Origin of the sequence: Henriciella litoralis (assembly GCF_002088935.1) — a bacterium.
Lineage (GTDB): Bacteria > Pseudomonadota > Alphaproteobacteria > Caulobacterales > Hyphomonadaceae > Henriciella > Henriciella litoralis.
The window spans coordinates 225,914-249,802 of sequence record NZ_NCSS01000006.1; the positions used below are offsets into that span (position 1 = coordinate 225,914).

Here is a 23,889-nt window from a genome sequence, read left to right on the forward strand (position 1 = left end):
CGAGCGGAACAGCAAAATGAGAATCCTCCTCACCAATGATGACGGCATTCACGCACCGGGGCTTTCCGTTCTGGAATCCATCGCGCGCGAGCTGTCTGACGACATCTGGATCGCCGCGCCGGAAGTTGAGCAATCGGGCCAGTCGCGCTCCATCACGCTGACGCAGCCGGTTCGTACGCGAGAAGTGCGCGAGAAATGCTGGGCCGTCATGGGCACACCGACCGACTGCGTGCTGCTCGCTGTGCATGAGCTGATGGATGAGAAGCCGGACCTTATCCTCTCCGGCGTCAATCGCGGCCAGAATATCGCTGAGGATACCAGCCTCTCCGGCACCATCGCTGGCGCCATGTTCGGCATGCATCTCGGCGTGCCCTCCATCGCGCTCAGCCAGGCGCAGAGCTTTCGCGAACGCGGCTCCCTGCCATGGGAAACGGCCAAGCAGTGGGGCGCGAAAGTGATCCGCCCACTCATCGACAAGGGCTGGCCGGATGATGTCGTGATGAATGTGAACTTCCCGGATCGTGAGCCCGATGACGTCGCGGGCGTCGAAATCACGCGGCAGGGGTTTCGCGACGAATCCATCATCCACACAGAGCGCCGTGAGGATCTTCGCGGAAATGACTATTTCTGGATCGGGTTTCAGGGCAAACTGTCCAAACCCGAAAAAGGCACCGATTTGCGCGCCATCTATGACGGAATGATATCGGTGACACCGCTCCACGTTGATCTGACGCACAATCGCTACCTGGAGACGCTAAGGGCGTCATGGCAGACCTGATCGCAGACCCTTTCCGGGCGGCCCGCCTGATCCTGCACCTGCGTCGGCAGGGCATCCGCAATGATGGCGTTCTCTCGACCATCGAGACCATCAATCGCGGCGTCTTCGTCGATCGCTCATTCCAAGCCCTGGCCGCTGAAGATGCTGCCTTGCCGATCCCATGCGGACAGATGTTGCCCAAGCCTGTCGTTGTTGCGCAACTCCTCAGCGCGCTCTCCGTCACGCCGGGGCGTCAGGACACGATTTTGCTGGTCGGCGCCGGTAGCGGATATGTCGCGGCGTTGCTCGCCCAGATCGGTCGGCACGTCTGGGCGGTGGAGCGCTATCGCAGGCTGGTGGATGAGGCGAGCCAGCGGCTGAAAGACCTGAAAGTGGATAACGTCAAAATCAAGCATGGCGACGGGCTGGCCGGCTGGCGCGAGCATGGCCCGTTTGACCGCATCCTTTTGATGGGCGCCGTTTCTGAAATCCCTGAAGCTCTGCTCGGACAGCTGGGTCGGGGTGGCATTCTCGTTGCGCCTTACGTCGCCGAAGGCCGGCCGCAGGGTATCCGCGCGCTCAGCAAGGCTGGCGTGAAGCATGACCTGCCCATTGCCGAGCCACTCACAAAGCTAAAGCCAGGTCTGGCAAAAGCGCTTTAGCGCGCCTCGCAGTTCGCGTGGGCGCCTATTCCTGGTCGACGTCAGCGCACTCACCTGGCGCCGCAACGCTAGCGCCCGCCGAGGCGGCTTTGCAGGCATTTGCGTATGTCTTGCCATCGCATCCGCAGACTGGATCATATTGCTCTGTGCAGAAATCAGGCTGCGGCTGGCAGGTGCCTGCGCCATCCATGACTTTCAGACATTGACCAGCAGGTTGCTCGCAATAAAGCCCGGCGGGGCAGGCAATGGCCGCGATCCCGCCGCACATCGCCCCTTCCGCATCAGGTGCGGCCTCTGGTTCTGGCAAGGTCGGGGTGTCGTCTGGCGTCTCCTGCGAGACGTCTGTGCCGGTTGAGTCCGGCGTTGCCACGTCATCGGCAGCTTGCTGGCAAGCCGTCAGCGCCAGAAATGCAAAGCCTAGCAGGAAATAACGCATATCAGCCCCCATAATCTTGTAGGGACAGAACACATGTCCGGCTGGCCTTTGCAATGAAAATCGCAAGGCCAGCCGGGAAATGTAGGTGTCTGGTCAGACTTTAGCTCTTCAGCGCCTCGGCAACGCGCGCGAAGATATTCTGACCATGCTCGCCGCCCATATTGAAATGGGTCTGGTCGGACTTGTCCGTGATCTGGTCCCATTTGGCGGCAACCGCTTCTGCCGTCAGATCATCATCGCGGCCAACGAACACGCCCTTGGTCTCGACAATTTCTGCCATCGAGAAAGCACCAGCGCCAGCTGAAAGCACCATGCCGGTCGGTGCGTCGTCCTTGACGAGGTTCATGACGCCCGGCGACACATATTCCGGCTTCAACTGTGCCAGGACTTCTGGCGGCATCAGGCCTTCGGTCATTTGCGTTGCTGCGATCGGGCAGACAGCGTTGACCTTGATGTTGTTCTTCGCGCCTTCGATCTTCAGCGTGTTCATCATGCCAACAAGGCCGAGCTTGGCGGCGCCGTAATTGGCTTGACCGAAATTGCCGTAGAGACCGGTGGAGGAAGTCGTCACGACGATACGGCCGAAATTCTGTTCCTTCATGATGTCCCAGGCGGCCTTCACTGGAAGGAAGCTGCCGATCAGATGGACGTCGATCACCAACTTGATGTCTGCGATGCTCATCTTCGAGAATGACTTGTCACGCAGGATGCCGGCATTGGCGATCAGGATGTCGATGCGGCCCCATTTGGCCATCGTGTCATCGATCATTTTCTGGACGCCGGCTTCATCTGCAACCGAAGAGCCGTTTGCAATCGCTTCACCGCCTAGGGCTTCGATTTCCTTGACGACGGCGTTTGCCGCGTCCGAGCTTCCGCCCGAGCCATCCATTTTCGGGCCAAGATCATTGACGACGACTTTTGCGCCGCGACGGGCCAGCTCCAGCGCGTGGCAACGGCCAAGGCCGCCGCCGGCGCCAGTAACGATGGCAACGCGATCATCAAAGCGGATATCGGACATGAAATTCTCCTGCAGTCTCTGTAAAAATCAGTGCGCCAGCCTTGCAGCACTGGTTCACCACAAGGTCAAGCATCGCGCAGGGTTAGCGCTTGCCGAAGACCGGCCGGCGTGCTGCATCAGGGATGGCTAAACAGGGAGGAAATAACAATGTTGGCTTATGTAACGCTCGGCAGCAACGACACCGAAAAGGCGCTGGCTTTCTATGATGCGCTGATGCCTGAAATGGGCGCCAAGCGCTTCTTCGACAATGAGAGGCTGTATTTTTACGGCACGGCGCCGGGACAGCCCATGCTGGCCATTGGCGGCACCTATGATGGTGAGCCTGCCACCTGCGGCAATGGCGTGATGCCCGCTCTGGCCTGCGACAGCAATGAAACGGTGGATCGCGTCTACAAGAAGGCGATTGAGCTCGGCGCCAAGGATGAGGGTGCCCCCGGCAACCGCATGCCGACCTTCTACGGCGCCTATTTCCGTGATCCAGACGGCCACAAGATCTGCGTCTGTAAACTCGGCTAGGCTGACAGATCAGCACCTGCAAAACAAAGAAAGCCGCCAGCTCAAAGGCTGGCGGCTTTCCAGTTTTGTATGACCAATGAGATCAGGAAGCGGTTTCGATCTCTTTGATGTCGCCTTCATGAAGCAGGCGTTTCACGGCTTCGTCGATGTAGCGTAGCAGTGGCTTGCCGTCGGTTTCAGGCTGACGGTTTGCCCAGTCGTCATGTTGCTGACGAAGATCGTTCAGCTTTGCCATCTTGGTGTCCAGCGCCTCAGATGAGTTCACGACACCATCAATCTGGTCTGTCGTGACAGGGCGTGGTTCCATATTGATCTCTTGGTCACGCAGCGGGGTAAATTTCTTATTCTTCATCGGGCTTCCTTCCAGTCTTGCTTCTCTACCAAACCAACGGGAACCGCGCCCGTCGGTTCCAAATAGGGCAAATCGGTGACTCTCAGGGCTGGACCTTCACAGATCGCAGATTATGGCTGGATTCAATCCGTGAAGAGAGAAGAGGGCCTTCTATGGAATGGGGTTGGGATAATGCGCGCGCGCTAATCGGCATTGCGGTTATATTCGGCATAGGTTGGCTGCTGTCCGAACGGCGCAAGGATTTTCCATGGCGCATCGTACTCGGCGCTGTCGGGATCCAGTTTGCATTTGCGCTGATATTGTTCGGTGTGCCGTGGGTTCGCCAGGGCCTGTTCAAGGCCAGCTATATCGTTGACAGCTTGCAGGAGGCCACACGTGCCGGCACGAGCTTCGTCTTCGGCTATGTCGGCGACAATCAGGCCGCGAGCAGTCTTATGGAAGGCGATGCGCCGCCACTCTTCTTCTTCCAGATATTGCCGGTTGTCATTGTCGTTGCCGCCCTCTCGGCCATTCTCTGGCACTGGCACATCCTGCGCTGGGTCACCAAGGGCTTCGCTTTCGTCTTCCGCAAGGCGATGGGCCTTGGCGGGGCAACCTCGCTGGCTGTATCTGCAAACGTCTTCATGGGCATGACGGAAGCGCCCGTCCTGATCAAGCCATACATCAAGGGCATGACCCGTTCGGAGATCTTCATCCTGATGACGGCGGGCTTTGCGACCATCGCGGGCTCGGTTCTGGTCGTCTATACGACCTTCCTGCAGCCGGTCATGGCAAATCCAGCTGCTCAGCTCCTCACGGCGTCGATTATCGCCGCGCCAGCCGCTGTCGCCATGGCGCTCACCATGGTGCCGGAGACCACCGACGAGAACCAGCGCGCCCACGAACCGGACTTTGAGTACGATTCCACCATGGACGCGTTCGCGACCGGTGCGGCCGACGGCCTTCAGATCGTTCTCAACATCGCGACCATGCTGATTGCAGCGCTGGCACTGCTCTGGCTTGCCAATGCCGGTCTCGCGGCTGCCCCGGACGTCAATGGAGAGCCTCTGTCGATCCAGCGTATCCTCGGCTGGATCTTCGCGCCGCTGATGTACATGATCGGTGTGCCATGGGGTGAAGCTTCGCTGTCGGGGTCGCTCATGGGCATCAAGACGGTGCTGACAGAGTTCGTTGCCTTCATCGAGCTCGGCAATGTGCCGGCCGATGCGATGGACCCGCGCACGCGTATTATCACCGCGCACGCCATCTGCGGCTTCGCGAATTTCGGCTCCATCGGCATCTTGATCGGGGGGTTGAACATTATCTGCCCCGAACGGCGCTCCACCTTCCTTGAACTCGCCTGGAAAACGCTGATTGCCGGGACGCTCGCAACCTGCCTTTCGGGGGCGGTAGTCGGGGCCTTGCCGGTGGCGCTCTTCACAGGCGGGGCCGGCTGACGCAGCTTCAGGCCTCGTCAAGCCAGGTGGCCCGCGCTAGATGGCGGATGAAGAGAGTAAACTCCATTCATCTGCCATCAGGGAAGAGACGCTTATGCCGTTTTGCCGACTGTTCGCCACGACCTCCAGCCTTGTCCTCCTGGCCCAGATCCCGACCGGGCTAGCAACTGGACAGGAGGTCGAGGGCCAGGGCAACGACGTGATCGTTGCCGATAGCCGGTTGCCGATTGTCGAGGTGTATGGGGACCGTCGCTCAGACCAGCCGGGCAGTGTCGCCACGCTCGATGCGGAAACAATCGCCGAGATCGACGCCGATCACCCGGCCGAGATCCTGAACGAGCTTCCCGGCGTCAACATCCAGATGAACTCTGGCCAGGAGCACCTCATCGCGCTTCGTTCCCCCGTGCTGACAGGCGGGGCCGGGCAGGGCAGCTTCCTGATCCTCGAAAACGGCGTGCCGACCCGCGCGCCCGCTTTCGGCAATGTGAATTCGCTGTTTGAGATCCACCACGAGGTCGCCGAAGCGATTGAGATCGTGCGGGGGCCCGCCTCCGCCAAATACGGCTCCAATGCGGTCCACGGCCTGATCAATGTGATCCTCGGCGAACCAGCGCCCGGGACCTATCTCGACACCCGCCTCAGTGGCTCGACCCTCAACCGCTACAGGGCTGACCTCACCAGCAATGTCGCAAACACGGCGCGGATCTCGCTCTCTGTTCAGGATGATGCAGGCTGGCGCGACAATACAGGCGTCGAGCAACAGAAGCTGTCCGGATCGTATGCATTCGATTTTGCCGGCTGGGATGGCCTCGCCTGGGTCACCGCAACAAACCTCAATCAGGAGACGGCCGGCTTTCTCGAAGGCTACAAGGCCTATCGTGAAGACGACATCGCCACGACAAATCCGAACCCTGAAGCCTATCGTGACGCCAAATGGGCCATGGGCGCGGTTCGCCTCTCACGGCCTCTCGGTGACGGGACGCTGACGCTCACGCCCTTCTATCGCTGGCAGGAGATGGAGTTCGCCCAGCACTTCCTGCCCAATGGCGGTTTTGAACAGAACGGTCAGGATGGCGGCGGCGTCATGGCGAGGTACGAACAGTCTTTTGATGCTGTCACGATGCGCGTCGGTGCCGACCTCGACATCTCGTCCGGCTGGCTGAAAGAGACCCAGCCAGACCCCTTCGGCTTCTTCCCGGGCGACAGCCGGTTCCCGACCGGCGTCCATTATGACTACACCGTCGACACCACCATGCTCGCGCTCTGGGGCGAGGCGGAATGGGAAGTCTCGGAAGACCTCACCATCCTCGCAGGCCTGCGCGGCGAGACGCATGAGTACGACTACTCCACCGACGTAGCGCCCGGCCCGAATGGCCGCTTCCTCGTGCCCGCTGACCGCGAAGACAGCTTTGATCTGCTGACCCCCAAACTCGGCGCAATCTGGACGCCGGGCAATGGCGCGATCAGCTATTACGCCAACTATGCCCGCGGCGAACGCGCCCCGCAGGCCTCAGACCTCTACCGTCTGCAATCCCAGCAAGGCATCGCCGAAGCCGATGTCGAGACGATGGACAGTATCGAAGTCGGCATGCGCGGGACCTCCATGAACGGCGCGCTCTATTTCGATCTCGCGGCCTATTACGCTGAGAAGGACAACTTCTTCTTCCGCGATTCCGATGGTCTCAACGTCACAGACGGTTCCACGCGCCATCAGGGTCTGGAGGCAAATCTCGCCTACGCGATCAGCGATCAGTTTTCCGTCTCGGCCACCGGCAGCCTCGCAGAACACACCTACACATTTGACCGCATCGTCGGAAACGGCTCGGAAATCATCCGCTCCGGCAATGAAGTCGACACCGCCCCGAACGTTTTGGGTGACCTGACGCTGAACTGGACGCCGACAGAGCGCTTCGAAGCCAGTCTTTCCGCCGAATATATCGGCGAATATTTCACAGACCCGGCTAATGAGCAGACCTATCCCGGCCACACGCTGACCAATGTCCGCCTGTCCTACGACTTCAGCGACGACCTCGAAGCCTATGTCATCGTCCGTAACCTGTTCGACCTCAACTATGCCGACCGGGCCGATTACGCCTTCGGCAATGACCGCTATTTCCCGGGCGAACCCCTGAACGCTACGTTCGGTGTGAGGAAGCGGTTTAACTGACGGCCCCGGGCCTCGCCCTTCGACAGGCTCAGGGTGAGGTCCTCCATCCTTGTTCGATTAAGCGAGACCTCATCCTCAGCGTGTCGAAGCCTCGTCCTAAGCTTGTCGACGCCTCATCCTGAGCCTGTCGAAGGATGAAGCTCCAAAGCGCTGCTTCGCCGCGCTTCCTCCCAACGTCACCCCTAGCATCGCCTGCCGGGTGCGCTACACCTCAATCAAAACGAGGAGGACACACCATGAAGCTCTATCACAGCCCGCAAGCGCCAAACCCGGAACGCGTCACCAAATTCCTGAAAGCCAAGGGAAAACTGGACGCTGTCGAGATCGAAGAGCTCTCGATCATGAAGCAGGAGCACAAGAGCGACGACTACCGCAAAGTCTCGCCTTTCTCGCAAGTCCCGGCGCTCGTCCTCGATGATGGCACCACGCTGACCGAAAGCCGCGCCATCTGCACCTATCTCGAAGGCGTCTTCCCGGAGCCAAACCTGATGGGAGACGACCCAAAAGAGAAAGCGCTCATCGAGATGTGGGATCGGCGCGTTGAGCTGATGCTGTTCCTGCAATTCGCGACCTGGTTCCGCAACAGCCACCCGGCGATGGCGCCGCTAGAAGTCCCGCAGCTTCCCGAGGTTGGCGCAAAAGCCGAGAAGAGCGCCAAGGCGATGGCCAAGCGCATCGATGCCCGCCTCGCCGACAATGACTTCCTCGCCGCCGGCCGCTTCTCCATCGCCGACATCACCCTCTACTGCTTCTGCGGCTTCGCTGGCGTCATGAAATGGAAGCCGCACGAAGAGTTCGAGAACATCGGCAAATGGCGCGAGCGCGCGAAGGCCGAGATCGGATGACGCCGTCCGGGCCGGCAGATATCTCGAAGGCTGAACCTGAGGAGACGCTCACGCCGCTGACATCGGCGGAAAAGCGTGTGTACTGGAAAAAGTACGAGGCGTGGTGTCAGGCGTGTGACAAGCAGGCGATGCGCGGTTCAGCTCTCATCGTGTTGATCCTTGGCGCCCTCCTGATGATCGCGGGACTGATCCTTGCTGTAGGTGCCTTCAGCTTTCGACTCTGGGGACTGCTCATTCCGTCAGGTCTCGCCTTGGTGGGAGTAAGCTCGGTTCTCGCGAACCGCCGCAAGGAGGCCTGGCGCCGGAACAATCCATTCCGGTTTCGCGAACAGGTTCGCCGTGTCAGACCGTCCTGACCAACCGATAGCCGCAATCGAGCGCGTCCAGCTCGAGCAGATGGCCGTAGCGCCGCTCCCAGCTGCCATCTTCCAGGTCGCTCTTCAAGCGCGCCAGGCCAACTGAGACGTCCCCGATCTTCCAGAAGGACGACATCGCCCGCCGTATCCGCTCATCGAGATAGGCGGCAGGCCGCCGCCAGTAGGCAGCAAGGAAACCGTCCGTACAGTCATGCGGTATCGGCACCGGTTCGATCTTGGCCTCTCCCAACCATTCGCCATACCGCGCCATAGGCGGCATGGCCTCTTCGTCGAGCGTCAGCAGGGCTGGGAAATAATCGAACAACCAGAACCCTTTATGGCTGGCATCGAATGTCAGAAACACAACCGGCCCGCGCGTCACGCGCCGCATCTCGGCGCATCCTTTCGCTTGGTCGCTCCAATGATGAATGGTCAGCACCGCAATGGACGCGTCGAAACTATCATCACCAAAAGGCAGCGTCTCAACGCTGCCTTGAATGACCTTGGCATCAGATACCGGCCGCTGCGCAATCATTTCCGCAGATGGCTCCACGGCCGTCAAATCCACGCCCGCAGGCTCATAGGACCCGCTGCCCGCGCCGACATTCAGCACGGTCCGGGCCTCACCAAGCGCGGCATGGATCTGGCGCGCGACCCGCGCATCCGGCTTGCGAAGTTCAGCGTAGTTCAGGCCTATCGTGTCGTAGAGCGCGTTCATGGCTGGAAGCGTAGCACGCCGCTTTTCGGCAGCGCTAGGGATCGAATTTCACGCCATTGATCTTTGCGGCGTCCTTCAGGCAGCCGAGGCACAGAATGCGGCAAACCTCATCGCTGATTGCTGCCCACTCTTCATCTTCAGAATTCCAGCAAGCATCGCAAAACGCCTGGAAATTACCTTCCTCATCCTGAAGCCAATTAAAGCCCACTGCCGCTTTTAGGCTGATCGATTCGACGAGATGTACGCAGACAAAAGTCGCTTCGCTTTCTCCATGTGAGCTACAATCAACTTTTGTCATGCAGGTGTGCCCGCAAACTCAACTTGGCTCGCCCGTTGCGCATCCACCCAGACCTGAATGTCCTCCAGCGCGCGAACCGCCTGAACACTCTTCTTGGCCCGGCCCTTGGCCTTGCCGCGCAGGCGCTTGCCTTCCTCATCCTTCTTCGGAATCGTTTCCGGGTCCGGATCGGGGAAGAGGCCGAAATTGATGTTCATCGGCTGGAAGCTCTGCTTGCCCTCAAGATGCCCGCCCGTGATGTGACCGATCAGGGCGCCAAGCGCAGTCATCGCAGACGGCTCCACGGCCGTCAAATCCACGCCCGCAGGCTCATAGGACCCGCTGCCCGCACCTACATTCAGCACGGTCCGGGCCTCACCGAGCGCGGCATGTATCTGGTGCGCGATCCGCGCATCCGGCTTTCGGAGCTGGGCGTAGTCGATGCCGATTGTGTCGTAGAGAGCCGTCATGTGACAAGTGATAGCACCGCTTTGGCGATCAGTCTCGCCAGATCAGATCTGCGCCCTCGACGCTGGGCGAGGGATATCCGGCGTCATGCGCAAATGGCAGCTCGCCGCCTGAACGAAGCGCGTCCAGTATGGCCGAAAAGTCGGTCTGGAAACGGAAACCGAGATCGCGTTCAAAGGCAGACGCATCGTACACCCGTCCGATGGATGAAGGCAGGGTCCAGTCATGGCGGGCATAAAGCTCTGGCGCATCCGGGAAATAGCGAGCGACTACGCTGGCGGCGTCTTCCTTTAGGGCGGCACAGTCTTCACGCTGGAAGGGTGTTGGCGCGGAGACGAGATACACGCCAAAGCCAAGCTCCGGCGCTTTTTCCAACGCGGCGATATGGGCGCGGGCGGCGTCTTCAACGGTCATTCGCCGGTTCAGAAACTCATTGGCCTTCAGGTTTTCCGGCGGAGGATCGGTGAGTGTGTCATCATCTTCGGGAAAGAAGCGTGAGGTGCGCAAAACAAGACAGGCGAGCCCTGTTTGCTGATGCACCTCACGGCAAAGATTCTCGGCGGCAAGTTTCGTGACGCCGTAGATGTTGCGCGGCGCGAGTGGCGTATGGTGCTCATCTAGCCAGACGGCCGCATCGCTCGCCTCAGCACGGATTGCCTTCGAGATCATCAGTGAGGTCGTTGACGTGAAGACGAACCGGCTATGACCGGCCGCCACTGCCGCCTCGAGCAGGTTGAGCGTCCCCGTCACATTGACGTCGATGAAGGCCTTTCTCGGAAAGCGGGCGATGTCCGGTTTGTGCAGCGCGCCGCCATGGATAATCGCTTCAATCCCGTGGTCGGAGACCACCCGGTCCACGAAGGATCGGTCAGCTATCGTTCCAATCTCCTGCGTGTGCGCGCCGGGCGCAACATCGATGCCCGTTACATTATGACCCGAGGCCGTGAGCATCGGTGCAAGATGGCGTCCGAGCCAGCCAGAAGAGCCTGTGAGGAGGACACGCATTGGTCTGGTCTATTCCGCCGCCACGCTCGCCCGTTGCGCATCCACCCAGACCTGAATGTCCTCCAGCGCGCGAACCGCCTGAACACCCTTCTTTGCGCGGCCTTTGGCCTTGCCGCGCAGGCGCTTGCCTTCCTCATCCTTTTTCGGAATGGTTTCCGGGTCCGGATCGGGGAAGAGGCCGAAATTGATATTCATCGGCTGGAAGCTCTGCTTGCCTTCCAGATGCCCGCCCGTGATGTGGCCGATGAGAGCGCCGAGCGCTGTCGTTGGCGGCGGCGGCGCAAGCTCAAGCCCGAGCCGTTCAGCCGCTGCAAACCGTCCGGCGAGCAGACCCATGGCCGCGCTTTCGACATAGCCTTCAACGCCCGTGACTTGTCCCGCAAAGCGAAGGCGCGGCATCGATTTCATGCGCAGTTGATTATCGAGCAGTTTCGGCGAATTCAGGAACGTGTTGCGGTGAATGCCGCCAAGCCGGGCGAACTGAGCGTTCTCAAGCCCTGGGATCATCCGGAAGATGTCTGCCTGCGCGCCATATTTCAGCTTGGTTTGGAAACCGACCATGTTCCACAGCGTGCCAAGCGCATTGTCCTGGCGCAGCTGCACCACGGCATGGGATTTCACGTCCGGATCATGTGGATTGGTCAGGCCAACCGGCTTCATCGGTCCGAAGCGCAGCGTCTCGCGCCCACGTTCCGCCATGACTTCAATCGGCAGACAGCCTTCAAAATAGGGCGTGTCCTTTTCCCAGTCCTTGAACTCGGTCTTCTCGCCCGCGATCAGCGCGTCGATGAAGGCGTTGTACTGGTCTTCATTCATGCCGCAATTGATATAGGCGGCTGTGTCGCCGTGCGGGCCGGGCTTGTCATAGCGGCTCTGTTTCCAGGCTTTGTCCATGTCGATGCTGTCGAAATAGACGATCGGCGCGATCGCATCGAAGAAGGCAAGGTCTTCCTCGCCCGTATGCGCGCGGATGGCTTCGGCGAGCTTGATCGACGTCAGCGGCCCGGTCGCGATGATGACGCTGTCCCAGTCTTCTTGCGGAATGCCGTCGATTTCTTCGCGCACAATGGTGACCAGCGGATGGGCTTCCAGCGTCGCGGTGACGTCTTCGGAAAAGCCTTCGCGGTCCACGGCCAGTGCACTGCCTGCCGGGACCTGATGATCGCCGCCCTTGGTAATGATCAGCCCGTTTGCCCGGCGCATCTCTTCATGAAGCACACCAACAGCATTCGAGGTGTGATCGTCAGACCGGAACGAGTTTGAACAGACGAGCTCGGCCAGCTTGTCGGTCTGGTGCGCTTCGGTGCCGCGAACGCCGCGCATCTCGTGAATGATGACAGGCACGCCCATATTGGCCGCCTGCCAGGCTGCTTCGGAGCCGGCCATGCCGCCGCCGATGATGTGGATAGGTTTGATGCTCATGATCGGGGATGTGACGTGGCGGGCCTGTCCGGTCAACCCTTTCAGAGCTGGCAGATCAGTCCGCGGTCTGGCGCGACCTCGCCTGCCGCCGAAGCTTGCCACGCCGCATCGATGGCCGCTTGGCCCGTCACGGTCTCAGGCGTCACGAAATTCCGCGAGACCGGATAGAAGGAGACCATGGCTTCGCGCGTCATCGCGCCGAGCTTCTCCGGGCCGAGGGCCTTGGCGCGCTCGGCCGCATAGGTCGGCACGAAGAAGAATTCCGGCTGCGGGCCTGCGAGCGTCCCAGATGGTGTGCGGTCAGCTTCCCAGTCGGTCATGCCGATCACCAGGCTGCGTTTCAGCGCGTCGCCGCAGGCATTGTGGACGGCGGCTGTCAGGGCAGGGCGGCCGACAAAGTCGACATAGGCTGCTGGGGCCTCAGGCGAGAGGCTGGACGCCTCATCATAGGTCTTCACGTCGGAATAAAGCCCAGCGCCCTTCACGAAGTCGACATTCGCAGGCGACGTCAGCCCGATCACCGTGACGCCCTGCCGGTGTAGCCCGTGCGCCGTCGCGAGGGCCGTCTTGGACGACGCGCTCGATATGATGACAGTCTTTGGCGGTGTTTTCCCGTTCATCAAACTGTCGACGATCATCCAGCCGGTCATGTAGAGCGGCCGGAACAGCATCTGCTCCGCTTCACGGTCAGCGACATAGATCGGGTCCGTGTCGGTGAAGATGTAGGTGTTATAGACCGGTGCGAGGGCTTGCCGGTGGGCGGCGCCATCACTGAAACCGGTTTTGCTGAGACGGGTCGGTTGAACGACAAGATGGCTGGAAATCGGGAAGTAGCCATAGACCCGGCGGCCCGGCTCAATCCCGTCGACATTCGACGTCTCAACCGTCGCAAAGCCCCAAACCGGGACGCGCCCATAGGACGGATTGCTTGCCGGGAAGAAGTCCCAATATTTCATCGGCTCGCCGCCAAACGCGGCGTACGTCACATTATTGGCCGTCAGCGCAAATGCATCGAGCTTCAGCCGAACCTCGCCCGAGCCAGCCTCGGCGTTTTCGGACACCCATTTCGTGTCGCGGATATTCGCTTTCGCCATCCAGTGCTGTTCGGCCATCGGTCACTCTCCCTGTTTCGCGAAAGCCTACAGGAAGCGTGCAGACCCGCCTAGCGATACCCCGACGCCAACGCGCATGAGGGGCTGGATCGCTCGCACGCTTTCGCTAAGAGAGGGCCGATGAAATCCGAAGACGACGCCAAACACCTGCCTCAAACCACGCTTGACCCAGGCGATTGGTCAGCCTTCCGCACGCGCGCCCACGCCATGCTGGACGCGGCCATCGACAAGATGGAGCGGGCAGGGGACGGCCCCGTCTGGACGCCTGTGGACGACGATCTGAAGCGGCAGCTGGCCACTGGCCTGCCCGTCAAAGGGCGCGGGGTAGACGCGGCGGATGACGCGATCCGCTCACTGCTCCCGCACGGCGTCGGCAACACCCATCCGCGCTTTTTCGGCTGGGTCCACGGCTCCGGCACGCCTGCGAATCTCATTGCAGACATCGCTGCTGCCGCACTCAACGCCAATGCAGGCGGACGCGACCACGCCGCCATCCAGGTTGAGCGCCAGCTCATCGGCTGGATGCGGGACCTGTTCAGCTTTCCGGAAACCGCCAACGGCCTTGTCACCACCGGCACATCCATGGCGACCATCAGCGCTCTCAAAGCCGCCCGTGCCCGCGCGACAGACCTCGCAGACCGAACATCCGGCATCGCGAACACCCGCCTCGTCGGGTACACCTCCGCTGAAGCCCATGCCTGCAATGCCCGCGCCTTCGACATGCTGGGCCTCGGCACGGACGCCCTGCGGCGGATCCCGACAGACGACGCGTTCCGGATCGATACCGCCGCGCTTCAGACAGTCATCGACGCAGACCGCGCTGCCGGTCTCCAGCCTTTCGCCATCATCGGCACCGCCGGTACCGTCAACACCGGCGCGATCGATGACCTCCCGGCGCTTGCTGCCATCGCCGCGCGCGAAAACATCTGGTTTCACATCGATGGGGCGTTCGCGGCCAGCGGCATCATGAGCGACAGGCTGCGCCCCAAACTCGCGGGGATAGAGCTCGCAGACTCCATCGCCTTCGACTTCCACAAATGGTGCCACGTCAATTACGATGCCGGCTTTGTCCTTGTCCGCGAGGGCGACTGGCTACGAAGCGCCTTCACGACCCGGCCCGACTATCTTCAGCCCAAACAACGCGGCCTCGCGGCAGGTGAACCCTGGCCGGTCGAGTTCGGACCTGAGCTTTCACGCGGCTTTCGCGCGCTGAAAGTCTGGGCGCATTTCCAGGAGTTCGGCACCAAACGCCTCGGCGCATCAATCTCCGCCAATTGCGACCTCATCGAACAGCTTGCCGCCCTTGTCGATGCAGACCCGCTCTTGCAACGCCTTGCGCCTGTCCAAACCAGCATCTGCTGCTTCCGCTACCAGCCCCACGATATCGACCCAGCCCATCTCGACGCCATAAACGATGAGATCGTCATCCGCCTGCAGGAGACGGGTATCGCGGCGCCCTCAACAACCTGGCTGAACGGAAAGCTCGCTATCCGCGTGAACATCACCAATCATCGCACCCGGCCGAGCGACCTCACTGTCCTGATCGACGCGATCCACGCGCTCGCGCCCAAGGCCATCGCCGACGTGACCGGCCGCCTCGAAAGCGAATAGCTGCCCTGATCCCTGCAAAACAGGCGCTGAGCCCGTTGCCGCCTCGTGGCCTTGCGTCTACTTGCTAGAGAATGACATCAAGTTTCAAAACACCGCCGCCCGACATCCTCGACAAGCTGATCGACAATTGCCTGAAGGCAGGCGCCAGCGCTGCAGATTGCAGCCTTGGCATCTCCGAAGGCGTCAGTGTCGATGTGCGCGGTGGAACGCTCGAAAATGTTGAGCGCAGCGAATCGCAAGGCGTCTCTCTCCGCGTTCTCTTCGGCCGTCGCCAGGCGCATGTCTCCGGCTCTGATCTTTCAGACGATGCGCTGAAAACCATGGCCGAACGCTGCGTCGCCATGGCCCGCGCCGTGCCCGAAGACAAATATGCGGGCCTCGCTGACCCGGACCTGCTCGCAAAAGACCCACCCGCCCTCGACCTTGAAGGCGACGGCGAAATCGCGCTCGAACGCCTCGAGGCTGACGCCATCGAAGCCGAGAAAGCCGCGCTTGCTGTCTCTGGCGTCAAAACCGTCTCGGCTTGCGGCAATGGCTGGAGCCGGTCGGAGCGATGGGTCGCGGCCAGCAATGGTTTCAGCTCATATCTCTCCGGCGGATCGACAGGCCTCGGTCTCGCTGCGGTCGCTGAACGCGATGGCGCCATGGAACGCGACTATGACAGTTGGAACGTCCGCAAGATGGCCGACATGCCATCGCCCGGCGAGATCGGCCGAACAGCCGGTGAGCGCGCCGTGGCTCGTCTCGGCCCCCGCAAGGTGAAGACCCAGAAAGCCAGCGTCATCTATGATCGGCGCGTCTCGTCCAGCCTGCTCAGCGCCTTCCTGTCAGCTATATCCGGCCCGTCCGTCGCACGCGGCGTCAGCTTCCTGAAAGACCGTCTCAATGAGAAAGTCTTCGCTGACGGCATCAATATCGTCGATGACCCGTTCCTCGAAAAGGCGCTCGGCTGCCGCAACCATGATGGCGAGGGCCTGCCGGTCGAACGCAAACTGCTGATCGATGATGGCGAGCTTACGCGCTGGCTGCTGAACACGGCATCGGCCAGCCAGCTCGGCCTAAAGCCCAACGGATTTGCCAGCGGCGGCTTCGGCAATCCGCCCGGCGTCGGCACATCGAACACACATATTGAAGCGGGCACCCAGTCGCCTGAAGACATGATGCGCGCAGCAGGCAAGGGCCTCCTCGTCACGGATATGTTCGGCCCGTCGATCAACCCCAATACGGGCGACTATTCGGTCGGTGTGGCTGGCTTCTGGTTCGAGAACGGCGAGATCCAGTACCCAGTCTCAGAGGTCACGATTGCCGGAGACCTCCCATCCATCTTCGCACGCCTCGTTCCAGCGAGTGATCTTGAGTTTCGCGGCCGCATGAACGCGCCGAGCCTTCTGGTTGAGGATATGTCGATTGCGGGAAACTGAGCCTGACTTCAGCGACGATCTGCGTCTGCTAAAAGACGCGGCGATTGAAGCCGGAAGCCGGGCGCTTGCCTATTTTGAGCGTGGCCAGGTGCCGTCCTGGGAGAAATATCCCGGCCACCCGGTCACAGAGGCAGACCTCGCCGTCAACAACATGCTGCAAGAGCGGTTGATGTCGGCCCGGCCAGACTATGGCTGGTTGTCAGAAGAGACGGCCGTCACACGTCGAACGCAACTCAAGGATACGGTCTGGTGCATCGATCCGATTGATGGCACGCGCGCCTTCATGAGCGGCGAACCCTATTGGGCGATCGGCGTCTCGCTCATCCAGAACGGACAAGCCGTGTGCGGCGTGGTCCATGCACCTGCGCTTGGGGAAACCTATGTGGCGGAGACGGGTAAAGGCGCCTGGCTGAATGGTCAGCGCATCTTTACGAGCAACCGTGACGAGGAAGATGGCTGCCGCATGATTGCGTCGGAATCGATGCTCACCCATCCGGCCTGGAAAGTCCCATGGCCACGTCTTGAGCTTGCCCGGCCAAAGCCGAACGCGACGCTCCTGCGTATGTGCTGGGTCGCAGCCGGGGGCTGGGATGCCACGCTCGCGCTCTGGCGCAAATCCGATTGGGATCTTGCCGCCGGCAGTATCATTGTGAGCGAGGCGGGCGGTATCGCCTCGACACATCTCGGCGAACCCTTCATCTTCAATCGCAGCGAGCCCGCGCAGAGAAGCCTCATTGCGGCTGGAAAGCAGTTGCATCCTCTGTTAGTGGAGCGCGTAAAAGGGGTCAGACTGCCCGATCCAAACTGGACGGTCAGGCCCTATGAAAAAACGAATGTAACGGAGCCCAAACCAATGGCCGATATGCCAGACTCAAAACAGCTGCTTCATCTCGTCATCGGTGGTGAGCTGAAGAATGTAAGCGGCGTGGAATTCGAAGACCTGTCCAAGATTGATTTCATCGGCGCTTTCCCGAATTACAAGGCGGCCTATGACGCCTGGAAATCTGCCGCCCAAAGCACGGTCGATAATGCCGAGATGCGGTATTTCATCCTGCATGCGCACAAGCTGCTAGACCCTGAAACAGGTTCGCACCATCACGTCTAACGCGTCTAAAAAGCACGGCAGGACACGTAGCCTGCTGCGGCTGGTCCGCGAGCGTTTCCGGCCGCATTGGGGCCACTTTGCCATCGGTACGGCTTGCGCGGCAATCACGGCGATTGCCGCAGCCTCCTATGGCTATCTGCTGAAGATGGTTGTCGAAGGGCTTGAAAAGCTCGCCGGCCCGACCGAGACCAGCGTGCCCGTCACGCTCTGGGTTCTGATTTGTGTGATTGGCCTGGCGGCCATTATCCGCTCGGTCTCGCTCTATGGCATGACGCTGGCCAACAATACGGGCGTTCAGCGCGCAATCGTCGACATTCAGGCCGACCAGTTTGCCTCGCTGACCGAAGGCGATTTCGCTCGCCTGTCTGGCGACAAATCAGGCGGGTTTGTCTCGCGCTTCATCAATGATGTGAATGCGATGCGCGATGCGGGCCTGCGCCTCGCCAACAATCTCACCAAGGGTGTGCTCACCGTCATCGGTGTCTTCATCACCATGCTCTTCATGGACTGGATGTTGACGCTGGTTCTGCTCGTGATCTACCCAATCGCTTTCGGGCCGGTCATTGGCCTTGGCAACCGGGTGCGCAAACGTTCCAAACAGGCGCAGAAGCAGATCGGTGAAGTCGCATCGCTTCTGTCTGAAAGCTTCCAGTCCGCACGCGTCGTGAAGGCCTATGGGCTTGAAGAGTATCAGCAGGCGAGGGCGAAGAAGAGCTTCGTGGAACGCTCACGGCTGTTCCTTAAAGTGCTGACGGACAGGGCGGCGGTCGATCCGATCCTCGAGATTACGGGTGGGCTGGCACTGGTCGGGATTCTTGCGCTCACTGCGTGGCGCATCGCGCAGGGCGACACCTCGCTCGGAAACTTTGTGGGTGTGATCGGTGCCGTTGCCGTTGCCGCGCCTGAGCTTCGCGCGCTTGGCACCCTGAATGCCGTCGCACAGGAAGGCGGTGCCGCCGCTGACCGCGTGTTCGAAATCCTGGATGCGGAACCTTCAACGCCGGATCGTACAGATGCACGAGAGCTGGTGTCTCCACGTGGATCGCTTGATTTTCGCGATGTGCACTTTGTCTATCCAGATGGTTCGCCAGCTTTGAAGGGGCTTAGCTTCTCGGTCAATCCGGGTGAAACGGTTGCGCTAGTCGGGCCATCCGGGGCTGGAAAATCAACTATATTCAATCTCTTGCTGCGACTTTATGATCCTCTGTCAGGGGCCGTACTTCTGGACGGCAATGATGTGCGGACCTTCACCGGCGCAAGCCTCAGGCGGGCCTCTGCGCTCGTCGCCCAGGAAGCGCTTCTCTTCGATGATACGATTGCGGCCAACATTGCGCTTGGCAGGGTTGGAGCCAGGCGGGACGACATCAAGGCCGCCGCCAAGGCCGCGAATGCCCATGACTTTATCCTGTCGCTTCCGGGGGGCTATGAAGCGCCGTGCGGTGAGATGGGGCGCAACCTGTCCGGCGGCCAACGCCAGAGAATAGCGCTCGCCCGTGCTATCCTCCGTCAGGCGCCCATACTGTTGCTCGACGAGGCGACATCGGCGCTCGATGCTGAAAGTGAAGCGAAGGTTCAGGCTGCGCTCGCTGAATTTGCGCAGGACCGTACAACGCTCGTCATCGCGCACCGCCTCTCCACCGTCCGCGCGGCGGACAGGATCATCGTGATCGAAGATGGCGAGGTCGTGGAAGAGGGCACCCATAGCCAGCTGATGGCCGCGCAGGGCGCCTACAAGAAGCTCGTCGAGCTGCAACTGAGCTAGTGGGCTCTGGCGCTGGGGTCTGTCGGAAACAAGGTTCTTATCCGCCCCCCGCGATCCTGTGGTTCAATCTTCGCCATGACCCGCGAATGGATCCTGCAAACCCTGGAAGAGCTGCGCGTCTGGTGCTGGCCCATCTTCCTGTGGGATCTGATGCGTATCCGCGCATGGCTCAACGCCAATCCGAACGAGACCGAAGAAATCTTGATGTTCGAAGTCCTGTCGAATGGCCGGATCATCATGACCAACCATCTTAAAGCGGATCGGCCAGACCCGGCGGACTGGGCGCACTACGCTCCGCGGGCGCCGTGGGAAAAGCTGGCTGTGGATGCGTGCCTGATGATTTGGGGCGTGCCCGCCGCATGCGAAGACAGTACGGATCGTGTTACGTCGGTTTTTCCGCTCGCAAACCTTTGTGTCGCCCAGCCCTTCTTCGACACGGGTTAGCGCTTAGTCCCAATCAGATTTCAGCTCACCTGCCGCCCATCCGCCGATGGTGCGGCCGCAGGTGCTGGCTTATCCGTAAGAGCGTTGCTGGGGCAGTTGCGCCGCGGAGGCTGTCAGGAATTTTGCGAGCTTCTCAGAGCTTTCGGCGCCCTGAACAGCAATACGGCGCATCGCAATATAGGTCGGCACGCCGCTCACCCCCATCTCGCGGAACGTGTCGGCTTCCTTGCGGGTCTCCTCAACATCCGCGCCGCTTGCGAGCAGCTTTGCGATGATGTCGCGCTCAAGTCCGATCTCTGCGCCGATATCAGCCAGCACGTCATGATCGCCAATATCCCGGATGTCATGGAAATAGGCCCGGAACAGCGCTTCCTTGGCTTCGGCACCTTTGCCCTGGCCTTGGGCCCAGCGAACGAGGCGATGCGCGTCAAAGCTATTGGGGCGATGTTTGAGGTCTTGGAACCGGAAAGGAATGTTTTCAGCTTCGCCATACTCGATCAGCACCTGGCGCATTGATGCCCAGCGGCTGTCTTCGGTCTCGGGGCCAAACTTGCTGGCCATGTAATCGCGATAATTCACGCCGCCCTCAGGAATGGTCGGGTCCAGCTCAAATGGGCGGAACAGCAATTCGACGTCCAGCTCAGGCACCAGCGCGATCGCGCCCTGAATGCGCCGCAAGCCGAGCCAGCACCAGGGGCAGACGAGGTCCGATACCATTTCGATGGTGAGTTTAGTCATGGGTCGCGCTCCTTGGTTTCCACCAATCTGATCGGCGCGCGCCCGGAATTCAAGGCAGGAAAGGAGGAGCTAGACGATTGCTGCGATGGTAAATCCGAACAGAAGGATCAGCGCCGCCCAGGCATTCGACTTGAAAACCTTGAGGGCATTCGCCTCATCGCGATTGACCATATAAACCTGCCAGACCGCATGAGCGAGGAAGCCGATAACGGTCAGCGCCCCAAGGCGCGGCGCGCTATTGGCTGCACTCGCCGCCGCAAAGAAGGCCGCTGCTGTGAGGTAAAAACAGAACGCGCCGAGCACTGCCTTGTCGCCCATCAGGCGTGCGGAGGACTTAACGCCAATCAGCGCATCGTCTTCCTTGTCCTGCAGCGCGTAGATCGTGTCATAGCCGACGGTCCAGGCGGCAAAGCCGAGATAGAGGAGGACGGTGCCCATCGAGACGTGCGTCGCCATGGCAGCCGCCACTAGAACGCCCCAGTTGATCGTGAAACCAAGCCAGGCCTGAGGCCACCACGTTACCCGTTTCATGAAAGGGTAGGCCACAATCAGCGGCAGGGCGAGCAGGGCCACCACCTTCGCGTCGGTCGGCAGACACAGCCATGCGATGAAGCCGACGGCAACTTGCAGCGCCAGAAAGATGTAGGCGTTGCGAACACTCACCTGACCAGACGGCAGGGGTCGGTTAGCGGTCCGATCGACCGCGGCGTCGAAGTCTTTGTCGGTAATATCGTTCCACGTGCAGGCCGCCCCGCGCATAGTGACAGCACCAATCGCAATGAGGAGGTCCCACCAGATATCGATCCAGAAGAACCCGGTGGCGATTCGTGTATAGGCGAGCGCTGCCATCGCCGGCAGCATGACAAGCCAGGTCCCTATCGGGCGGTCGAGCCGCGCGAGCGCCGCATAGGGCCGCAACGTGTCCGGCAGAGACGTCAGCCAGCCCGGCAGCGCACTATCGGCAGGGGCTGATGAGCTCGCGTCACTATGCTCAACGAACTCGGCTTCGATCGGTTCTTCAGGTCCGTGCTCTGTCTTTGTATCAGTCATGCCGCCCGTATAACCAAGTTTTGGGGTCAGGCGATAGAGATGGTTTTCCGGTTTACAAATTCCAGAATACCGTCGCGCGCCAGCTCGCGGCCATATCCGGAGGCCTTGATGCCGCCAAATGGCAGACGCGGATCGCTGGCGACCTTGCTGTTGACGAAGGTAGACCCGGCTTCAAGGTCACGGACGGCCTGTTCGATCTCTTCTTTGTCTTGCGTGAAGATCGCAGAGCCGAGACCGAACTCGCTTTCATTGGCGCGTTCAATTGCCTGGGTCAGGCTTTTGACCTTCCAGAGCGCCGCGACCGGCCCGAACATCTCCTCGCTATAAGCTGGCGAGCTCTCCGGGGCATCTTCGAGGATTTGCGGCGCGTACCACCAGCCCTTGTCCGGCAGGGCAGGAACATCAAGTAACGGCTTGGCGCCGGCTTTGATCGATTTGTCGACCTGATCGGCGAGATCATCGCCGATCGCCTTCATCGCGAGCGGCCCGATCTTGGTGCCGTCAGCCATCGGGTCCCCGATCTTGAGCGCTTTCATGCCGGAAACGAATTTGTCCCGGAACGCGTCATAGACGTCTTCGTGAACCAGAAAGCGCTTCGCCGCGATACAGGACTGGCCATTGTTCTGGACGCGTCCATCAATTGCGGTCTCTACGGCCGCATCGATATCAGCGGACGGCATGACGATGAAGGCATCGGTGCCGCCCAGCTCAAGCACGGTCGGCTTGATTTCATCACCAGCCGTCGACGCAACTGCGCTGCCAGCGGGGCCGGAGCCGGTGAGTGTCGCGGCTTTGACACGGCGATCACGCACGACGCCTTCAACCTTGTCAGACCCGATCAGAAGCGTCTGGAAACAGGCGCTCGGAAACCCGGCCTCCTTGAAGACCTCTTCAATGTTCAGCGCCGAGCGCCAGACATTGGAGGCATGTTTGAGGAGTCCAACATTACCCGCCATCAGGGCAGGGGCGGCGAACCGGAAGACCTGCCAGAACGGGAAGTTCCAAGGCATGACCGCCAGAACGGGGCCGAGAGGCAAATGACGAACGAAAGACTGGCTCGCATCCGATTTCAGCTTCTCATCAGCAAGATAGCTTTCGGCGTTCTCTGCATAATGGCGGCAAACCCAGGCACACTTCTTCAGTTCGCCCTTCGCTTGATCAAGCGGCTTGCCCATTTCCAGAGTCATCGTGCGCGCCCAGTCATCGACATGAGACTCAAGGACGTCAGCTGCCTTCATCATGAGGCCCGCGCGTTCTTCAAAACTTGTGAGGCGCCAGGAGTAGAAACGGTCCTCTGCGGCAGACAGCGCATGATCGATATCGACAGCGCTCATCGGCTCGAAGGTCTCAAGCACCTGCTCATCGGCGGGATTGACGGACTGGACACTCATGAAACACCTCAATTTGCTGACTTAACTGTTCTCCAAGCTAATCCTATATGGTGCCCATGAGTTCCGTTTCCCGTCTTTATGTCGCGTCGCCACTTGCAGCCGGCGACCTCGTCAACCTCGACGACAATCAGTCGAAATACCTGATGCGCGTGATGCGTCTTGGCGAAGGCGATGAGGTGCGCATCTTCAATGGCACGGATGGCGAGTGGTCAGCCAAGCTCGTACCACACAGCGCCAAGAAGGCGTCGCTGGAACCGGTCAGACAGACGCGCGAGCAGGTCGGTACGCCCGATCTGACGCTATTTTTTGCCCCGCTGAAGAAGGCGCGAACCGATTTTGTGGTCGAGAAAGCCTGCGAACTGGGTGTGCGCCAGATCCAGCCCGTGATGACCGAGTTCACGCAGTCGAGCCGTGTGCGAAGTGACCGGCTCCAATCGGTGGTCATTGAGGCGGCAGAGCAGACTGAGCGTATGGATGTGCCAAAAGTCCAGGATGATCGCCCGCTGCATGCCGCGCTGGACGACTGGCCTACCGGCAAGCCGCTCTACTATTGCGACGAAGCAGGGGATGCCAAGCCCTTCGCGCGCGTTCTGGAATCTTCGGAATCCAGGTCGGCCGGTATTCTGATCGGTCCGGAAGGGGGCTTTTCTCCAAAGGAGCGAGAACGCCTGAGGTCACTGGACTTTGTTGTCCCTGTTACGCTGGGGCCACGTATCCTTCGGGCAGAGACGGCAGCTGTATCTGCCCTCACTCTTTGGCAATCTATTGTTGGCGACTGGCAGGAACATCCCTATCTGCCTGAATCTGAACAAGGCTAAAG

Annotated in this window: 25 protein-coding genes; 13 read left to right on the forward strand and 12 right to left on the reverse strand. The window is 60.5% G+C overall.

Annotation, left to right across the window (positions count from 1 at the left end; all coding sequences use genetic code 11):
• Positions 1-16 precede the first annotated feature (16 nt).
• On the forward strand, positions 17-778 hold the full coding sequence (gene surE / locus B8783_RS04745; RefSeq protein ID WP_084421888.1) for a 5'/3'-nucleotidase SurE: 762 nt from the start codon (positions 17-19) through the stop codon (positions 776-778).
• On the forward strand, positions 766-1,419 hold the full coding sequence (locus B8783_RS04750) for a protein-L-isoaspartate O-methyltransferase family protein (protein WP_084418633.1): 654 nt from the start codon (positions 766-768) through the stop codon (positions 1,417-1,419). Before surE ends, B8783_RS04750 begins: the two co-directional genes overlap by 13 nt.
• A gap of 25 nt (positions 1,420-1,444) precedes the next feature.
• On the opposite strand, the gene B8783_RS18580 is transcribed toward B8783_RS04750, so the two are convergent.
• A complete protein-coding gene (locus B8783_RS18580; protein WP_084421890.1) occupies positions 1,445-1,855 on the reverse strand; it encodes a Kazal-type serine protease inhibitor domain-containing protein in 411 nt (136 codons plus the stop codon).
• Between the two features lie 100 nt (positions 1,856-1,955).
• A complete protein-coding gene (locus B8783_RS04760) occupies positions 1,956-2,873 on the reverse strand; it encodes an SDR family NAD(P)-dependent oxidoreductase (RefSeq protein ID WP_084418634.1) in 918 nt (305 codons plus the stop codon).
• Between the two features lie 147 nt (positions 2,874-3,020).
• Between B8783_RS04760 and B8783_RS04765 the strand changes: the two genes are divergently transcribed.
• Positions 3,021-3,389, forward strand: coding sequence for a VOC family protein (locus tag B8783_RS04765; RefSeq protein ID WP_084418635.1), 369 nt, complete (start codon positions 3,021-3,023; stop codon positions 3,387-3,389).
• 82 nt (positions 3,390-3,471) lie between these two features.
• On the opposite strand, the gene B8783_RS04770 is transcribed toward B8783_RS04765, so the two are convergent.
• Complete coding sequence (locus B8783_RS04770) at positions 3,472-3,741, reverse strand: hypothetical protein (protein WP_084418636.1); 270 nt, start codon at positions 3,739-3,741, stop codon at positions 3,472-3,474.
• A gap of 152 nt (positions 3,742-3,893) precedes the next feature.
• Here B8783_RS04770 and B8783_RS04775 point away from each other — a divergent pair, with 152 nt between their 5' ends.
• From B8783_RS04775 to B8783_RS04790, 4 genes are all read left to right on the forward strand, one after another.
• Complete coding sequence (locus tag B8783_RS04775) at positions 3,894-5,177, forward strand: NupC/NupG family nucleoside CNT transporter (RefSeq protein WP_084418637.1); 1,284 nt, start codon at positions 3,894-3,896, stop codon at positions 5,175-5,177.
• A gap of 94 nt (positions 5,178-5,271) precedes the next feature.
• Complete coding sequence (locus B8783_RS04780) at positions 5,272-7,344, forward strand: TonB-dependent receptor (protein WP_084421892.1); 2,073 nt, start codon at positions 5,272-5,274, stop codon at positions 7,342-7,344.
• A gap of 236 nt (positions 7,345-7,580) precedes the next feature.
• Positions 7,581-8,189, forward strand: a complete 609-nt coding sequence (locus B8783_RS04785; protein ID WP_084418638.1) for a glutathione S-transferase family protein — start codon at positions 7,581-7,583, stop codon at positions 8,187-8,189.
• Positions 8,186-8,545 carry a hypothetical protein gene (locus B8783_RS04790; RefSeq protein ID WP_084418639.1) on the forward strand — a complete coding sequence of 120 codons (360 nt, stop codon included), beginning with the start codon at positions 8,186-8,188 and terminating at the stop codon, positions 8,543-8,545. The genes B8783_RS04785 and B8783_RS04790 overlap by 4 nt, the downstream gene beginning before the upstream one ends.
• Here the strand turns inward: B8783_RS04790 and B8783_RS04795 are convergent.
• The 6 genes from B8783_RS04795 to B8783_RS04820 are packed head-to-tail and all read right to left on the reverse strand — an operon-like array spanning position 8,532 to position 13,547.
• A complete protein-coding gene (locus B8783_RS04795) occupies positions 8,532-9,263 on the reverse strand; it encodes a class I SAM-dependent methyltransferase (RefSeq protein ID WP_084418640.1) in 732 nt (243 codons plus the stop codon). The two genes, B8783_RS04790 and B8783_RS04795, sit on opposite strands and share 14 nt — an antisense overlap.
• Before the next feature lie 34 nt (positions 9,264-9,297).
• Positions 9,298-9,561, reverse strand: coding sequence for a hypothetical protein (locus B8783_RS04800; protein ID WP_084418641.1), 264 nt, complete (start codon positions 9,559-9,561; stop codon positions 9,298-9,300).
• Positions 9,558-10,010, reverse strand: coding sequence for a methyltransferase domain-containing protein (locus B8783_RS18585; protein WP_084418642.1), 453 nt, complete (start codon positions 10,008-10,010; stop codon positions 9,558-9,560). Before B8783_RS18585 ends, B8783_RS04800 begins: the two co-directional genes overlap by 4 nt.
• 28 nt (positions 10,011-10,038) lie before the next feature.
• Entirely contained in the window at positions 10,039-11,013 is a 975-nt protein-coding gene (locus B8783_RS04810; protein WP_084418643.1) for an NAD-dependent epimerase/dehydratase family protein, read from the reverse strand.
• Between the two features lie 9 nt (positions 11,014-11,022).
• Positions 11,023-12,435: a methylenetetrahydrofolate--tRNA-(uracil(54)-C(5))-methyltransferase (FADH(2)-oxidizing) TrmFO gene (gene trmFO / locus B8783_RS04815; protein ID WP_084421894.1), complete on the reverse strand. Its 1,413-nt coding sequence runs from the start codon at positions 12,433-12,435 to the stop codon at positions 11,023-11,025.
• A gap of 41 nt (positions 12,436-12,476) precedes the next feature.
• Positions 12,477-13,547 carry a DUF2855 family protein gene (locus B8783_RS04820; protein WP_084418644.1) on the reverse strand — a complete coding sequence of 357 codons (1,071 nt, stop codon included), beginning with the start codon at positions 13,545-13,547 and terminating at the stop codon, positions 12,477-12,479.
• 120 nt (positions 13,548-13,667) lie between these two features.
• On the opposite strand from B8783_RS04820, the gene B8783_RS04825 reads away from it, so the two are divergent.
• From B8783_RS04825 to B8783_RS04845, 5 genes are all read left to right on the forward strand, one after another.
• Positions 13,668-15,158 carry a pyridoxal phosphate-dependent decarboxylase family protein gene (locus B8783_RS04825; RefSeq protein ID WP_199288153.1) on the forward strand — a complete coding sequence of 497 codons (1,491 nt, stop codon included), beginning with the start codon at positions 13,668-13,670 and terminating at the stop codon, positions 15,156-15,158.
• A gap of 71 nt (positions 15,159-15,229) precedes the next feature.
• Positions 15,230-16,579 (forward strand): TldD/PmbA family protein, encoded by a 1,350-nt coding sequence (locus B8783_RS04830; protein WP_084418645.1) that lies wholly within the window; start codon positions 15,230-15,232, stop codon positions 16,577-16,579.
• On the forward strand, positions 16,566-17,684 hold the full coding sequence (locus B8783_RS04835; protein WP_084418646.1) for an inositol monophosphatase family protein: 1,119 nt from the start codon (positions 16,566-16,568) through the stop codon (positions 17,682-17,684). The genes B8783_RS04830 and B8783_RS04835 overlap by 14 nt, the downstream gene beginning before the upstream one ends.
• Positions 17,685-17,724: 40 nt before the next feature.
• The gene (locus B8783_RS04840; RefSeq protein ID WP_233355863.1) at positions 17,725-19,446 is read left to right on the forward strand and encodes an ABC transporter ATP-binding protein; all 1,722 of its coding nucleotides are present in this window, start codon (positions 17,725-17,727) and stop codon (positions 19,444-19,446) included.
• A 75-nt stretch (positions 19,447-19,521) separates the two neighbouring features.
• Entirely contained in the window at positions 19,522-19,890 is a 369-nt protein-coding gene (locus tag B8783_RS04845; RefSeq protein ID WP_084418648.1) for a hypothetical protein, read from the forward strand.
• A 69-nt stretch (positions 19,891-19,959) separates the two neighbouring features.
• On the opposite strand, the gene B8783_RS04850 is transcribed toward B8783_RS04845, so the two are convergent.
• From B8783_RS04850 to B8783_RS04860, 3 genes are all read right to left on the reverse strand, one after another.
• Positions 19,960-20,628, reverse strand: a complete 669-nt coding sequence (locus B8783_RS04850) for a DsbA family oxidoreductase (protein WP_084418650.1) — start codon at positions 20,626-20,628, stop codon at positions 19,960-19,962.
• 69 nt (positions 20,629-20,697) lie between these two features.
• Positions 20,698-21,678 (reverse strand): 4-hydroxybenzoate octaprenyltransferase, encoded by a 981-nt coding sequence (locus B8783_RS04855; RefSeq protein WP_084418652.1) that lies wholly within the window; start codon positions 21,676-21,678, stop codon positions 20,698-20,700.
• Between the two features lie 26 nt (positions 21,679-21,704).
• The gene (locus B8783_RS04860; protein WP_084418653.1) at positions 21,705-23,069 is read right to left on the reverse strand and encodes an NAD-dependent succinate-semialdehyde dehydrogenase; all 1,365 of its coding nucleotides are present in this window, start codon (positions 23,067-23,069) and stop codon (positions 21,705-21,707) included.
• Between the two features lie 56 nt (positions 23,070-23,125).
• Here B8783_RS04860 and B8783_RS04865 point away from each other — a divergent pair, with 56 nt between their 5' ends.
• Entirely contained in the window at positions 23,126-23,887 is a 762-nt protein-coding gene (locus B8783_RS04865; protein WP_169711705.1) for a 16S rRNA (uracil(1498)-N(3))-methyltransferase, read from the forward strand.
• The last annotated feature ends 2 nt before the right edge of the window (positions 23,888-23,889 follow it).